Here is a 13137-nt window from a genome sequence, read left to right as displayed (position 1 = left end):
TCAGGCCTCCGAGATGGCTTTCTTTACGAGTTTTTCAGCCTTTTCCATCAGCTCCTTCGCCTTCTCCTCCGTGTGGGCCTCCAAAGTTATGCGCATTATAGGCTCCGTCCCGCTCGGTCTGAAGAGTATCCACCAGTCGGAGTTCTCTATCCTGACTCCATCGATGCCAATAAGCTTATCGTAGTCGAAGGTCTTTAGGGCCTCGTGCGCTATTATCTCCATGGCTCTGGCCTTCTTCTCGTTCGGACAGGGTATTTTGGCGCGGAGGGTTACGTAGCGCGGGACTTCCTTTGCCAGCTCGCTGAGCGGGCCGAGTTTGTCAATCATCTCCAGAACCAAAGCCCCGGCAAAGATTCCGTCAGGGGTTAGGTTCCACTGGGGGATTATCCAGGTTCCGCTCGGTTCGCCTCCGAAAACACCGCCGTATCTGGCGAGTTCCTCAGCAACGGCCACATCTCCAACGCGCGTCCTTACCACTTCCCCGCCAAGGGACCTAACGTAGTCGTCGAGGGCAAAGCCGGCATCGACCGTAGTAATTACCCTTCCCTTCCCGAACTTCCTGAGCATGTAGCCCGCTATGAGCGAGAGCATGACCTCGTATTCAACGAATTTTCCTTCGTCGTCAACGACACCAATTCTGTCAGCGTCGCCGTCGTGGGCTATCCCGACGTCCGCTTTCATCACTTTGACGGTCTTCGCTAAGGTGGAAAGGCTCTTCGCGTTCGGCTCAAGCTCCCTGACGAAGAAGCCGCTCGGGTGGGAGTTGAGCGATATGACTTTGTTCCCAAGCTCCCGCTGAAGGTAGGGGGAAACTATCGAGCCGGCGCCGTTTCCGGCATCGAGAACGACGGTGTAGGAGTTTTTGAGCTCGACGAATTTTAAAGCCTCTTTTATATAATCCCCGCGCGGGTCTTCAGCCCTGAGCGTTCCAATCTCGTTCCAGGGAGCTTTTTTGAAGTTTCCCGAGTCCATTATGGACTCAAGTTCACGCTCCATCTCAGGGGTGTAGGCCATGCCGTTGGCCTGCCACACCTTTATGCCATTGTACTGTGGTGGGTTGTGGGAGGCGGTGATTGTAATTCCCGCGTCCACTCCGTAGAGCTTTATGGCAAAGCCGGTGAGTGGAGTAGGGGCCAAGCCAATGTCAATGACATCAACCCCCGTTGAGAGAAGACCGCTTATAACTGCGGATTTGATGACGTCGCCGCTCGTCCTCGTGTCCTTGCCTATGACGACGGTTCCACCGTTGAGGTAAGTCCCAACAGCCTTTCCAACCCTGAGCGCCAGCTCCGGCGTCAGCTTCTCGTTGAAGACCTCCCTGATTCCGCTCGTCCCGAAGTACTTCCCCATGATGACCACCTGTGAGAGTTATGGTTGTGAGTATGAAGTGGGCAATATAACCTTTCCGCCGGAATCATGAAAGGAAAGGTCAAACTTTTCAGGAAAAAACGAAGAAAACGAAAGAAATGAAAGGGTCAGAGCTCACGGGCCAAAGGTCGTCAGCTCGTTGCCGTCCGGGTCAAGCACGTGGAGAACCACGTTCCCGTTCAGCCTCTCCTCAAGGCCCGAGACAAGCTCCATGTACGTGTCCTTCGCGGAGTTCGCCTCGTCAGCCGTCGTGAAGGAGCTCATTGCCTTAACATAGTATGTGGAACCGCTCTTCTCAAGGATTATGTCCCAGGGGCCCTGCCCCGCGAAGCTCACGAGGTAGTCCAGAACCTTTTGGGCCTCCTCCTGGCTCACGCCGGAGTACCACACGTATATCTTACTGTTCTCAAGGTAGCGGTACTTGCTCTCGGCAGAGAGGAGGACGTTCTTGTCCGATGATAGGTACTGGAGCGTAACGGGCTTGCCGTTGAAGACGTCCTGGGAAAGGCGAGAGGCGGCGAGCGTTATTGCAAACCTCGTCTGCCCTCTTATATCACCGGTGCTCTTGTACGGGGTGACCATTTTCACGGTATAACTGCCGCCTCTTCCTTCTACGTAGACGTCGGTCTTTCCCGTTACGTCGAAGAAGTTGTAGATGAAGTTGATAACGGCTTTAGCCTGGCTCATCGAAACGTCACCGGAGTAGTGGACGGTGACGTCGTTTATCGTGAGCGTCTTCTCGGTCTTGACGTTCGTCTTAGGGCTTCCACAGCCGCTCGCGAGCACAACAGCCACGAGCAGCAGGGCCGAAAGCACGTAGAGCTTCCTCATCTTCCCACCTCACTTCTTCACGAGCTTGTATATCCCAACTTTCACGGTGTAGGAATCAACGTTAGCAGGGCTCTTGTAGTCAACCCTAACCTGGAAAGCCTTGCTTGAGCCGTATATCATGCTGCCAGCCTCGGACTCGGTCAGAATGTTTCCGTTCTCGTCGAGGATGGTTATCTTCTCCACGGTTCCGGTGCTGCTCGCGTTTATGTAGTACTTTCCCGCCGGAAGAACGTGCGAGAGGTAGAAGACGTCCCCGCTCACTGTCTGGGTTTTGACCTCAACAGGAACCTTCTCGTAGAAGGTGTTGTAGTAGTACTGCATGCCGAAGATCCCCGCAACGCCGAGGATTAAGAGCACGAGGAAACCAACGAAGAGCTTCTTAAGAAGTCCCATCTTTCTCACCTCCTTTACCTCTAAAACCCGAATAGGCCCCCTCCCTTGACCTTAACGCCGAGGTCGGAGAGCCTCTTCTTTATCTCCCGCTGGTTCATGTCGCCGGAGAACTTGCTCTTCTCCTTCCACTTTATCTCCATCTCATCCTTTTTGCCCTCGTCCACGTTGCCGCTCTTGAGCTTGACTTCATTTATCTCACGGAGAGGAATCGAAAAGTTCTCAGGAGCCTCTTTGAGAACATCCTCCGGGGACATGTCATAATAGCGCTCGTGCATCGTCCAGCCAGATGCGAGCCTCTTGAAGAAGCCGTCACCCCTCGCCTTTGCCTCTTCCCTTGCCTCCTGAATCAGCTCCTTCTTCACGTGGGCGACGATTATCCTCTGGTTGGTCAGGACCAGGTTCACAAGGGCGCTCTTGAGGAAGCCCTTATGGTAGTTCAGGTTGGGTATCACGTAAAGGACGTTTTCCATCTCAAACACCATCCGCCGAGTTTGTTGATTTCATCGCGCTAACTCCCGAGTTCTACAACGCTTACAGCGTTCGCGAACTCCTCCGGCGTCATATTTCCCGCAACTGCCCTCAGAAGGTCGTCGCTCGCTATCGAGACGCTCACGTTCCTCTCGCCGAGGTAGACTATCTCAACCCTCTGAACCCAGGGAGCATCTTGAAGAACGGCCAGACTCATCCTCGCGTAGTCCCGCCAGAACGAGTCCTCCCCGGCCAGGTATTCCAGGGAAACGGAAGCGCTCTCGTTGGTTACCGTAACGTTCTCAACGAGGACGTCGAAGAGGCCGAGGTCTGTCTCTATCCTGAACTCGGGTCTTCTTATGTCCATGAAGCTCGCGTTCTCAAAGTCACCGTTCTCCACAACTACGGCCAGCAGGGGTTCCTCCCCGAAGTACGCCTCCACCTTGATGTGTTTTGAGCCGTTCTCAGCGTAGGTCTTCTTGGCTAGATCGTAGGCGAGGGCAGGGACGTTCTCATCCACCATCGGAACCTCGAACCGAACAATGGTCTCGTTGTCCTTAACGATCACCGTGGCGTTGTCCTCCGGCGAGTAGGAGGAGCCCCCGGAGATGGGAGACGTGGTTGAGGTGGCGGGAGCGGTCGAGGTTTCCGTTCCGTGGTTTATTGCTCCCTTTGTCTTGTTGACGAGGTCGTTCGGGTTCAGGTTATCCGGAACGTGGTAGCCGCTGAGGTAGAGGTAAGCCCCGATGAGCAGAAGAACCAGCAAAATCGCCTTTCCCTTCATATCTTACCCTCCTGGAAGAGCTCGTTGATGTAGAGCCTCACCCTCGCCTCCTGGTCGCGGTAGTCGCCCCCGGAGTAGCGGTTGAGCATATTGACTCTGTTCATTCCCTGCGTTGTGTCCTCCATCTCGTTCACCGTTTCCCTGATTATGTCGCGGTACTTCAGGCCGGCCTTCTTGTAGCGGAGCGCTATCTCGGCCGTTTTCCTGTACTCCCACTCGTAGTTCTCCGCCTGGGTCTTCTTTATCGCGACCCCCATGGACTTGAAGACGACTTCGATGGGCTTGGCGAGGGGCGGAACGTCCACGGCGTTGGAGACTTTGGAAACCTCCAGCTCCCGCTTTTCTATCCCGGACATCCTGTTGTAGAGGAAGGCGCTCTTACCGTCAACGTGAAGGTCCTGAGCGGTCTTCCTCACCGCTTCATCGTCCGAGAAGACGTTAACGTCCTTATCAGCCTTGAACCAGTCCTTGAAGATTCCGATGGGCTTGGGGAGATAGCTTGAGGCCTTGTCTATGAAGGAATCCAGGGCCTTGTTCCCGTAGTACTTGAACTTCCAGCTCAGGGCCGAGCTCTTCCCGGTGTAGCCGTACCCCTCGTTTTTGAACTTGATGAGGGTCCCGCCGGGAGTTTTAACGGTTATTACCCCTCCCCACGAGAGGCCCCGGTTCCTGAGCTTTTCGTTGGTCGTTTCCATTCTCTCCCTAGCTTGAGGGCTCAATGACCCGCCAGAACTTCCAGTGGAGCCCCCCGTTCCTCCCGTCGGGGTTCCCGCCGGAAGGGTCGAGGGGAAGCGAACTGTGTTGTTGGGTATCTTGCTCAGCATTGTGTTTACCAGGGCCAGAAGTGCCGAATCGAGGTTGCAATCCGCGTAGCCCTTCTGAACCTCGGCCTCGAGTGAGACGTAGTAATGGTAATTGACGAGGGCCGCATAGCGGTACTTGAGGTACGTCTCGGTCTCGCGGCCGTCGTAGAAGTCCCTGACCATGACCTCCTTGTAGCCCACGTAGCCGTCTCCGCTGACCAGCTTGTAGTAGTGGTGCTCGACGCCGTAAACCGAGCCATCCCATATGCTGGTCATCTCGGTGTCGTGGTCTGTGAGGTTTAGGTAGGCTTTCTTGACGCCCTCAAACAGCTTTACCGCCTCGTCGTTATCGTAGTGGGTCAGCATGAGGGTTATCTCCTGCGGGTGCTCGTCATCGTAGCCGGGGCACCTAAACCACTGGTAGGTGTTCTCCCAGTTGCCGTTGCCGCCCCCTCCGCCGCCGATAAGCTTCAGACCGAGGCTCTCTGCCTCATCCTTTGTTATATGGGCATCGTAGATTGTCCAGGACTCGTTAGAAGCGGTGGCAAAGCCCGTTGAAATCACCAAAAACGCCGCCAGAACGGCGGTTATCCACCTTCCCTTCATCACGCAAACCTCCTGATTATTCTAACAGTGAATTTCACGAGGAGAAACACAACCAAACCCGCCAACAAGAGCAGGAAAAGGCCGAGGAGGGGGCCGTAGACGTGGAGTCCAGTGAGCGGTTCCGTTTCAGCCCCCTCCGAGGTTTGCATACCTTATCGTTATCTGATGGGAGCAGTCACCGGTCTTCTCGTGGGAGACGAGCTCGAAGGCTGTTAGGCTTCCATCGGAGTTCCTGTTAACGTAAACGTAGCCCGCTTTTATCTCCCCGCTCACCTCGTTTGTTGGGTAGCCAGAGGTCGGTATCTCGCTTGGGTCTAATTCATCGAGGCTCCCCTCGCCGAGGTCTATCCAGTGGCCGAGCAGGGCCGGGTAATCGACGCACCAGGGTTCTGCCATGATATCAACGTCCTCCCATGTCAGGGTTTGGTCGGAGCCCTTCAGCTCGCCCGTGGAGAACTTTATCGCCATTGCTCCTTCGGTGTCGAGGGTGACGGTCTTGATCTCTCCAAACCCTCCACTGGAAGTGGCGGTTGTTGTGTTGGTGGAAAAAGACTCATAGCACTCCCTGGCCGAGTAGTATTCATCGTAGGCCTCATCCAGCTCCTCCTGGCTTGCATTGGCGTTAATCAGCTGGACGAGGTTGTCGTATGCGTTCATGTATAGGCGGTAAGCTTCGTCAGCACTGGAGGGGCAGGTGAAGGTTCCGGAGGTCTCGCTCCCGTTGCCTTGCTGGTGGGAAGTTACGTTGCCCTCAAACTCATCAAAAACGCCATCGAAGTCGTAGTCGTGCAGATCAGGGGTACCATCATAGTCAACGTCGCGCTCGTCTATGACGCCGTCGGAGTTGAGATCCCAGGCATCTATCCTCCCATCCCCGTTGGAGTCGTACACGTCCGGGATACCGTCTCCCGTTATGTCCCATGCGTAGCTCTTCACCCCGTTGAAGGTCGTTCTCCACGTGTCCGTTTTCCCGTTGTAGTCCTCGTCGAGGTAGGCGGTGTCGTAGTTTCCGTCGCCGGTGGTGTCAAGGTAGATGGCATCTATCTTCCCGTCCTTGTTCCTGTCCTTGAGCAGGATGTAGCTTAGATTAGTAGGAACGACCGCGAAGCCCTCCCCAATGTAAACCTCGGGAGAACCGGAGCTTCCGTTGCTGACCCACCCGGAGCCCTTAAAGCCTCCGGAGGTACTGGTCCCGCCACCGCCGGTTCCCGGGCCCGGGGAACTGGAGTGGGTGTTCCCGTAGTTGTTTCCGCTGTTCCCAAAGTTATCGGGCCCCCTCGTAAGGTCGTCGATTATGTGCGGGTTCGTGTGGTAAACGTAAAGCGCACCGAGCAGGATGAGTATGAGAAGCAATGTGGTGAACTTACCCATTCTCCTTCACCTCTATGAAGGTTGGGTTGCTGAACCATCCCCCTGAAACGCGCTTGAACTTCCTGCCCGTCTCGTAGTCCTCGTAGATGCCGGGCTTTGCCGTCTCGTGGAGTACGTAGCCGTTCCACGTGAACCAGCCCTGGTTCCTCTCCTCTATCTTCTTGCGGAGGTCCACGAGGGAGCCTATCGTTGCATCCGCCATGTTCCCAAAGTAGCCTGTCGGATCGAGGAGCTTCCCTATCTTAGTCGCCCCGTCGAGAACTATTATTGAAACCCTCGTGTTCTCAGGCAGGTTCATCTTCTTGAGCTCCTCCGCCTGCTTCATCAAAGCCCTCGCGTCCTGTGCAACGAGGTATACGTTAACGGGCGTCCTGAGTATCTTCACCGTCCCCGTTCCCTTGAGCTTAATCGTGTCACCGACCTTCTCGAAGTTGCTCGCCACGAAGTTTGCCCAGTCCAGCGCGCCTCCGGAACCGTACTGGCCGCCGACGAGCCACTTAGGGGGCTCAAGGATTCCCGTGAGGATAGCGTTCATCGTCGCTTCCCTCTCAGCCTCGCTCTCCGAGTTCTCGTAGATGAAGCGCTTCATCTTTATCCTTCTCATTATCGGGTCGTAGCGGTACTTCTCGGCTATCTGCCTGAGCTGGTAGCGCTTCTCAGGGTCGTCCTTGAAGATTGAGAGGTAGCCGTTGACCTCCCGGTTCCTGTAGACCTTCTCCTCCATGTAGGCGTTCATCTCCTTGACCATCCCCTCCGGGTCGTCCTTGTACTGATCATGTATCTCGTGGAGGTGGTCAATGTAGAGGGTGTAGACGCTCTTCATGCTCGGATCATGCTCTATCATCCTGTTGATGTAGTCAATGTGCCTCTCCATCAGTGACTCCGCCCATTCGAGCTTCTTCTGGAGGACACAGGCGTCACAGGTGGCTATGTCCGGGTCGTCGCAGTCAACGAGGCCGTCGCCGTCGTTGTCTATGTTATCCCCAGGAACCTCCTCCGAGACGAAGCTGACCCCCACAGAATCCGAGGCGAGAAGGGTGGTGGTTCCGTTAACCTTACCGTAGAGGTCAACCCTCACCGTTCCCCCTGTGGATGGGGGATTGCTAATGTCCAGAATGTCCATTACCGTCCCCTTTATTACGCTCTCCCGCTTCTCAGAGCCATCTGGAAGCGTGACAACCGCGTAGAGGTTGCTGGCACCCGCGCCGTCTACGAGGGCCCTGAGGGAGAGCGTGAAGTAACCGTCGAAGAGCTGATCCAAGGCAGCACCATCCCGTGGGGAGATTATCTCAACCTTCGGTGAGTTCTTTGGAGTGCTCCCCGGTGGGGCTGCCGCGTTGAGGAGGAGGGAGATTATCCTACTTGTAATGGCGTTCCCCATCTGAACGGAGAAGGAGCGTGTCATTCCGTACACCCCCTCAACGTTGGAGATATAGGATGAGTAGGCTTTTCCGTCAACGGTTAGGTGCAACGTGACGTTGTCTGAATACGAGGTGGGAGTCTGGTTGAGGTAGACTAAAAGAACAGTGAGACTGACCGATGATGCCGTGACCCAATACGTGCGGTTGCCCAGGTACTGAATCATGGGAGAGGCATTCTTTCTAATGTAATTGCCTTTGTAATAGCCATCGTAGTACAGATAGTGGCCAAAGCCATCGTCGTACTCATTGCCATCGACCCCAATCGAGATGAGGTACTGCCCGTAGACCTCCTGTTTAAGGTACTTGAAGTGCTTGTTAACCCTGTAGCTGGTTAAGTTCTCGGGGCTAGTGAAGGCGAAGAGGTCGGTGTAAAAGGTATAGCAGTAGGTTTTTCCGTCCCCCTCGCGATGCATAACCGACGTATCGGTGATTGGGATGTTAATCCCAGGGCTGCAAGAGAGCCTGATGTTTGAAAGGGCATTCCGGGCACTGCTCTCGTTTCCGTAATCGGTAACGGTTATGTCGATGAGGGCAGTGAGATTTTCGTTGATGCGGTATGTTCCTGAAATGTCCATCTGCATGTTGCCGAACCAGCTCAACCAGAGCTTCGATATGGATGAGCTCTTTACGGTGACTCCAAGCGATGAGAGCTCTGAGATGGTATCGTTAAGAATCTGGGGAAGGACGCTCGTCACGTTTTGAGATTCATTAGATGAGAGGGATATCCCCGCCGTAGTCGCGCTAACCCCCGAGATGTTACCCCCAAATGGGGCGGCATAAGTTAAAATAAGCAGATAACCAAAAAGGAGGCATCCCAACAGTTTCCCCATTTTTCTCACACTCCAAAGCAAAACCGCCGCAGAAAAGCAAAGCGGTAAGAGGTTTTGCTTTATACAAGTTACACACTACTGGGTAATAAACATTTCGCAAAATAAAATTCGATAAAAGGGAAAAATTACGGGGAATTTATAAGGGCCTTCGCAAGCTCAACCAACCTCCTCGCCCTCTCCAAGGAGACTTCATTTTCCACCTTCCCACTCCGTTTAATCCACGTGCCCACAATAAAGCCGTCGGCGTGGGGCCAGAGGAGTGGGAGATTATCGTAGCTCGTCCCGGAGCCAACTATCACCGGCACGGGTGAGATTTTCTTCGCAAGCGCGAGCTTTTCCACATCAACCGGCTTTCCCGTCGCCTTCCCGCTGACCACAACGGCATCCGCTAAACCCCTCTCCACGGTGTCGAGAAGGGCGTCCTCGAAGTCAGAGAAGTGAACGGCGTGCTTGACGTGGACGTCGGCGAAGACCTTTATCTTCGAGGGTAACCTTTTTCTCAGCATCGCCAGCTCGTGGGCAATGCCCTCAATTACCCCCTGGTCTGTGTAGGCAACGCCGCTGAGGACGTTCACCCTGATAAAGTCTGCTTTTACGGCATAGGCCACCGAGTAAGCGGCTATACCGTCGTTGCGGAGAACGTTTATCCCAAGCGGGAGGGAAACTTTGTCCTTGATGCTCTTCGCTACAACTGCAAGAGAAGCGACGGTAGTTTTGTCGGCGTACTTGGGGAAGGGAACGTCTCCAAAGTTCTCCACCATTATAGCGTCGAAGCCTGCTTCCTCCAACGTTCTAGCGTCCCTCAGCGCACGCTCAATGACTGAATCAAAGTCCCCGTCGTAGAGGTATGAACCGGGGAGAGGCTTGAGGTGAACCATCCCGATGAGGGGCTTTCTCTCAAAATCCATATATCTCCACCAAAGGAGGTTCATCTCAAAGTTAATAAGAATATGGAAAAGGTGATATAGATGTTTCGCGTTAAGAGTATAGAGGTGAGATAATGGGAGCCGAAGAAAATCCCCAGTTGCCGAAATCTGTTCTGAGACACATTGAACCGAACGAGAGGGTTCTGTTTTCCATCAAGAAGAAAATAAGCCTCGAAAAGCCAAAGTGGCTCCTCGTGACGGACAGGAGAATAATATACCTGGACGAGAAGGTTTTCGGGAGGTACGACCTGAAGGCTTTGCCTTACCAGAAGCTGGAGCAGGTAACGGTGAAGCTGGGCATAATGAGCTCAGAGTTCATCATTGAAGGGGAAGAGAATATAACACTCAAGCTTGGCTGGATGAACAAGGAGGAGGCAAGAAAAGCCATAAACGCCATAAAAGACGCATTAAATGCCATAGCGGTTGAACCCGTTTCTATAGGGGTCAACAAGGGACTGACGAGCGAGACCTGGGTTCTGAAGAAGCCGAAAGAGTTCATAACGAGGACGATGCCGGCTTACCAGCCCGCTCAGACTCCAGCCAATGAGGAAAAGGAAGACCCAATGGAGAAGCTGAAGAAGCTCAAGGAGCTCTTGGACATGGGGGTCATAAGCCAGGGGGAGTACGAGGAAAAGAGAAAGAAGCTGCTGGAGGAGATTTAACGCCTCCTCCTGAAGAGGAGCGGCAGTACTGCCAGCCCAACTATGAAAGCCGGGCCGCAGATGCTTTTTATTCCCTCCGAAGGGCTGGAAGAAGAGGAGCTCACCGATGAAGAGGTAGTGTTCACCGTCGACGTTGTTGATGTAGTTGAAGTCGGAACCTCAAACGGGTTAGTCCAGCTCTCCGTGGTGCTGACGGTATTGTGGAGCGTTATCAGAAAAACCCCCGCGCTCTCCCTGGCGTACTGGTAGAATATCATAGCGTTGATCAGTGAATCCGTCGTGTTCCCTTTCTCGTAGCTCTCAGCGAACTCGTAGTACGCCATCGAGAGGAGGGGGCGAATACCATTCTCCTGGGCGATGCCAATAGCCGTTCTGGCGGCGTTCTTCATTTCGTCGAGCTTTTGTCGAAGTATGGTCATGTTGTCAATACCGAGAGTATCGAGGAAGACCTCACCGCGAACCCTCGCCTCCATCGCCGTGAATATCGCCGCGGAGTACTTGCCGTCGTCGTAGTACTCCTCAGCCTTCTGTATGGTTGAAGTGAGACCATTTCCGAGGACATTTCCATACATTGACTCGATGTAGGTGATTATAAGGTCGGATTCATCGATGTAGTTTCTGGCGGTGTCCTTCAGGGACGCCCTGTCAATTACCTTCCCACCCGCGAAGCGCTCGCCAAGCTCAGCCCAGAAGCGGGCAGTCAGCGCCCTCTCGTAGGCGTAGGCGGCATCGTCAATGGCGTCCCAGTAGTCGGAGTTGTAGAAGTACTTCCATGCTTCCTGAAGGCTGCTCTTGGCCTCCTCAACCCTCTCTTCCGCGGCCGCCACCGCCTGAAGCATCGTGTAACCCTTTATCGTGAGGTTTGAGACAAAGGCCTCGATTGAGTTTATATCACTCTGGACGTGGTTGAGGAGGGCCGCGATGTCCTGGGAGTCGTTGGCCTCTATGTACCACTGCACGTCCCTTATGACTATCCTCGCCTGGAAGTCCTTGCTGAGGGCGGTATAGTACATTCCGGAGTCGATGTCGCTCTTGGCCTCATCTATTAACCCTTTAGCCTGGTCGAGGGCCTGCATAAGGACGGAGTAGGTAGAGTAGTCCACGTTGCTGTTCTTGAGCTCGTTCAGAACTTTGTTGTAGTACTCTGTAGTGTTCTGATAGTCACTCTGAGCGTCGCCCTTGAGGAATGAGGTGTCGATTGTTATTGTGGGTGGAACCTGGGGCTTCGGGAGCCTGTGACCGGTGAAGTAGTAGACTGCATCGTATATGTCGGCAACCTCCTTGACTTCCAGGCCCCAGCGCTCCTTTGCGTACTGGACAACGTCAACCTTCTTGCTCGTGGTGGTTATCTGGATTATCCCCCCAATGCTCCTCTTCTTGGTCTCCTGGACCACCTGTATCCTCTGGCCCTGGGGGATGAGGAAGAGCTTCATACCAGCGGAAGCTGCCGCCGAGGCCTTCTCAAGGATTCCACCGACGGGACCGATTGTACCGTCGGGGTTTATCATGCCCGTCATCATGACGTCCTTCCTGACGCTCCAGCCCTCAAGGGCCGCGATTATACCGACGGTCATCGTACCACCGGCAGATGGACCGCCGATAATGGGCGTATCAGCCTTAACCTGAATGAAGACGTCATATTTGCTCATGTCCTTGCCGGTTACCTTACCCGCTATTTGGGCGGCGAGCCTTGCGCTGGCCTGCATATCCACCTGGGCAAGAGGCCAAGTCTCAAGGTAGACGTGTCCGCTACCGGGAGCCACAGTTATCACAAAGGTCGTTACAACGCCGACAAGGTTCCCCTCGGGGGTCTTTGAAACTGCAGGGGCCTTCATAACGACGGTGTGTCCCTCACACGGGCACTGTGCCGCCACTGGTGCTGCTGCCTCAAAGACTGCAGTAATGACCAAGAGAGACAGGATAAAGCCGAATAGCAGTCTTTTGGGGTTCACCTTAATCACCTCCGGCGTTAGTGCTCGTTCAATGCTTAAAGTTTTTTCGTTAGCTTTTCTCATTTCACAAAAACAAGCTCAAAACTGAAAGCTTTCCATTCAACTCAATTCCAAATGAACGATAGCTTTTAAAGCCGAATGCACTGACGCGTGCACCGGGGCGATGGGACATGGGATTGTTCAGCGAGCTCATAGACAGAAAGTTTCGAAACATCGCCGAGAGGCGTTATGAGGGCATACTCGAAAAATACAGGGAGTTTTTTCTCACGGAAGAGGAGATGATCATACCCGAGATAAACTCCATCCTCCTGGTGTTCGACCGATACTCAGAAAAGCCCACTAAGGAGGTCTACGATGCGATATCAGCGTACCCGGAGGCAGAGGTCTGCCTGCTTTACACCGTGGATGAGAACGTCGCAATGCTCATAGCCGCCACCCTTGGAGAGGAGGAAGCCAAAAAGTTTAGAGAGGCTGAAACAAGCTACGGGGAAACTTTCCTCGATGAAGTCAATGGAAAGCTGAAGGAACTGGGATTTGAAACAAGGTCGAGGCTCATCTTCGGCAACAAGAGTGAAGAGGCTATACTCCGGGAAGAAAAGTACGACCTATTCGTTATCTCCAGAAAATACGGGACGGAAACCTCCAAGACCTCCCCCGTGAGCCCGTTGGTCATCAAGATAGTCCAACACATAGAGCAGCCGGTGATGGTGTACTGAGGTGGG

General features: G+C 54.0%; 12 protein-coding genes. 2 read left to right on the top strand and 10 right to left on the bottom strand.

The window, feature by feature from the left end:
* From glmM to E3E29_RS06145, 9 genes are all read right to left on the bottom strand, one after another.
* Complete coding sequence (gene glmM / locus E3E29_RS06185) at window positions 1-1350, bottom strand: phosphoglucosamine mutase (protein ID WP_167910114.1); 1350 nt, start codon at window positions 1348-1350, stop codon at window positions 1-3.
* A 132-nt stretch (window positions 1351-1482) separates the two neighbouring features.
* A complete protein-coding gene (locus E3E29_RS06180; RefSeq protein ID WP_167910113.1) occupies window positions 1483-2199 on the bottom strand; it encodes a hypothetical protein in 717 nt (238 codons plus the stop codon).
* A 9-nt stretch (window positions 2200-2208) separates the two neighbouring features.
* The gene (locus tag E3E29_RS06175; RefSeq protein ID WP_167910112.1) at window positions 2209-2592 is read right to left on the bottom strand and encodes a hypothetical protein; all 384 of its coding nucleotides are present in this window, start codon (window positions 2590-2592) and stop codon (window positions 2209-2211) included.
* A gap of 20 nt (window positions 2593-2612) precedes the next feature.
* A complete protein-coding gene (locus E3E29_RS06170; protein ID WP_167910111.1) occupies window positions 2613-3062 on the bottom strand; it encodes a hypothetical protein in 450 nt (149 codons plus the stop codon).
* A gap of 38 nt (window positions 3063-3100) precedes the next feature.
* Window positions 3101-3844 (bottom strand): hypothetical protein, encoded by a 744-nt coding sequence (locus E3E29_RS06165; RefSeq protein ID WP_167910110.1) that lies wholly within the window; start codon window positions 3842-3844, stop codon window positions 3101-3103.
* Window positions 3841-5253: a hypothetical protein gene (locus E3E29_RS06160; RefSeq protein WP_167910109.1), complete on the bottom strand. Its 1413-nt coding sequence runs from the start codon at window positions 5251-5253 to the stop codon at window positions 3841-3843. The genes E3E29_RS06165 and E3E29_RS06160 overlap by 4 nt, the downstream gene beginning before the upstream one ends.
* A gap of 126 nt (window positions 5254-5379) precedes the next feature.
* Window positions 5380-6624 carry a calcium-binding protein gene (locus E3E29_RS06155; protein ID WP_167910108.1) on the bottom strand — a complete coding sequence of 415 codons (1245 nt, stop codon included), beginning with the start codon at window positions 6622-6624 and terminating at the stop codon, window positions 5380-5382.
* Window positions 6617-8740, bottom strand: a complete 2124-nt coding sequence (locus E3E29_RS11815; RefSeq protein WP_342764683.1) for a hypothetical protein — start codon at window positions 8738-8740, stop codon at window positions 6617-6619. Before E3E29_RS11815 ends, E3E29_RS06155 begins: the two co-directional genes overlap by 8 nt.
* A gap of 260 nt (window positions 8741-9000) precedes the next feature.
* Complete coding sequence (locus E3E29_RS06145; RefSeq protein WP_167910107.1) at window positions 9001-9783, bottom strand: BtpA/SgcQ family protein; 783 nt, start codon at window positions 9781-9783, stop codon at window positions 9001-9003.
* A gap of 92 nt (window positions 9784-9875) precedes the next feature.
* On the opposite strand from E3E29_RS06145, the gene E3E29_RS06140 reads away from it, so the two are divergent.
* Window positions 9876-10463: a PH domain-containing protein gene (locus tag E3E29_RS06140; protein WP_167910106.1), complete on the top strand. Its 588-nt coding sequence runs from the start codon at window positions 9876-9878 to the stop codon at window positions 10461-10463.
* On the opposite strand, the gene E3E29_RS06135 is transcribed toward E3E29_RS06140, so the two are convergent.
* Entirely contained in the window at window positions 10460-12298 is a 1839-nt protein-coding gene (locus tag E3E29_RS06135; RefSeq protein WP_240922807.1) for a S16 family serine protease, read from the bottom strand. The two genes, E3E29_RS06140 and E3E29_RS06135, sit on opposite strands and share 4 nt — an antisense overlap.
* 287 nt (window positions 12299-12585) lie before the next feature.
* On the opposite strand from E3E29_RS06135, the gene E3E29_RS06130 reads away from it, so the two are divergent.
* Window positions 12586-13131: a universal stress protein gene (locus E3E29_RS06130; RefSeq protein ID WP_167910104.1), complete on the top strand. Its 546-nt coding sequence runs from the start codon at window positions 12586-12588 to the stop codon at window positions 13129-13131.
* Window positions 13132-13137 lie beyond the last annotated feature (6 nt).

The organism is Thermococcus sp. Bubb.Bath (genome assembly GCF_012027595.1).
Taxonomy (GTDB): Archaea; Methanobacteriota_B; Thermococci; order Thermococcales; family Thermococcaceae; genus Thermococcus.
Note: the sequence above shows the minus strand (reverse complement) of the source record. Positions and strands in the feature narration are given on the sequence as shown.

What these genes read in the sequence shown, in the direction of transcription:
- glmM (WP_167910114.1), bottom strand. Translation starts at nt 1,350, where the DNA reads ATGGGGAAGTACTTCGGGACGAGCGGAATCAGGGAGGTCTTCAACGAG.
- E3E29_RS06180 (WP_167910113.1), bottom strand. Translation starts at nt 2,199, where the DNA reads ATGAGGAAGCTCTACGTGCTTTCGGCCCTGCTGCTCGTGGCTGTTGTG.
- E3E29_RS06175 (WP_167910112.1), bottom strand. Translation starts at nt 2,592, where the DNA reads ATGGGACTTCTTAAGAAGCTCTTCGTTGGTTTCCTCGTGCTCTTAATC.
- E3E29_RS06170 (WP_167910111.1), bottom strand. Translation starts at nt 3,062, where the DNA reads ATGGAAAACGTCCTTTACGTGATACCCAACCTGAACTACCATAAGGGC.
- E3E29_RS06165 (WP_167910110.1), bottom strand. Translation starts at nt 3,844, where the DNA reads ATGAAGGGAAAGGCGATTTTGCTGGTTCTTCTGCTCATCGGGGCTTAC.
- E3E29_RS06160 (WP_167910109.1), bottom strand. Translation starts at nt 5,253, where the DNA reads ATGAAGGGAAGGTGGATAACCGCCGTTCTGGCGGCGTTTTTGGTGATT.
- E3E29_RS06155 (WP_167910108.1), bottom strand. Translation starts at nt 6,624, where the DNA reads ATGGGTAAGTTCACCACATTGCTTCTCATACTCATCCTGCTCGGTGCG.
- E3E29_RS06145 (WP_167910107.1), bottom strand. Translation starts at nt 9,783, where the DNA reads ATGGATTTTGAGAGAAAGCCCCTCATCGGGATGGTTCACCTCAAGCCT.
- E3E29_RS06140 (WP_167910106.1), top strand. Translation starts at nt 9,876, where the DNA reads ATGGGAGCCGAAGAAAATCCCCAGTTGCCGAAATCTGTTCTGAGACAC.
- E3E29_RS06135 (WP_240922807.1), bottom strand. Translation starts at nt 12,298, where the DNA reads ATGAAGGCCCCTGCAGTTTCAAAGACCCCCGAGGGGAACCTTGTCGGC.
- E3E29_RS06130 (WP_167910104.1), top strand. Translation starts at nt 12,586, where the DNA reads ATGGGATTGTTCAGCGAGCTCATAGACAGAAAGTTTCGAAACATCGCC.